Source organism: Pseudomonas sp. SB113, assembly GCF_040754745.1.
GTDB classification, from domain to species: Bacteria; Pseudomonadota; Gammaproteobacteria; order Pseudomonadales; family Pseudomonadaceae; genus Aquipseudomonas; species Aquipseudomonas grimontii.
The window spans coordinates 1-508 of record NZ_JBFMHW010000112.1 but is presented as its reverse complement, the minus strand read 5'-3'; the positions used below and the strand labels follow the sequence as shown (position 1 = coordinate 508).

Annotated in this window: 1 protein-coding gene; it reads left to right on the top strand. The window is 65.7% G+C overall.

Going from position 1 to position 508, the window contains the following annotated elements; genetic code table 11:
- Nucleotides 1–59 precede the first annotated feature (59 nt).
- The coding region (locus tag AB1462_RS31710) for a molybdopterin cofactor-binding domain-containing protein (RefSeq protein WP_367249027.1) at nt 60–508 on the top strand (449 nt) is incomplete at its 3' end.

Sequence of the window (508 nt, the reverse complement as noted above, 5' to 3'; positions counted from 1 at the left end):
CGCCCGGACCGATGCGCGCGCCAGGCGAGGCATCCGGATCGGCCGCCCTCGAAGTGGCTATGGACGAGGCCGCAATTGCCTGCGGCATGGATCCGCTGGAATTCAGGTTGACTAATTACGCTGAAACCGAGCCAGGCACCGGCAAGCCCTTTTCATCCAAAGCCCTGCGCGAGTGCTATGCCGAAGGCGCCAAACGTTTCGGCTGGTCGGGCCGGCCAATTGAGCCGCGCCAGATGCGCGACGAGAATGGTTTCCTAGTTGGCTGGGGCATGGGCACTGCGGTCTTCCATTGCCCGCATTTCCCCGCTGAGGCGCGTGCTACCTTGCGCGCCGATGGCACAGCACTGGTGGAAACGGCAGGCGCCGACATGGGACAGGGCGCATGGACGGCTCTGGCCCAGATCGCGGCGGAGGCGCTCGGCCTCGATCCCGATCAGGTCGAGCTTCATTCGGGCATCTCAAGCCTGCCCGATGGCGGTATTGCCGGAGGCTCCGGCCACACGGCGAG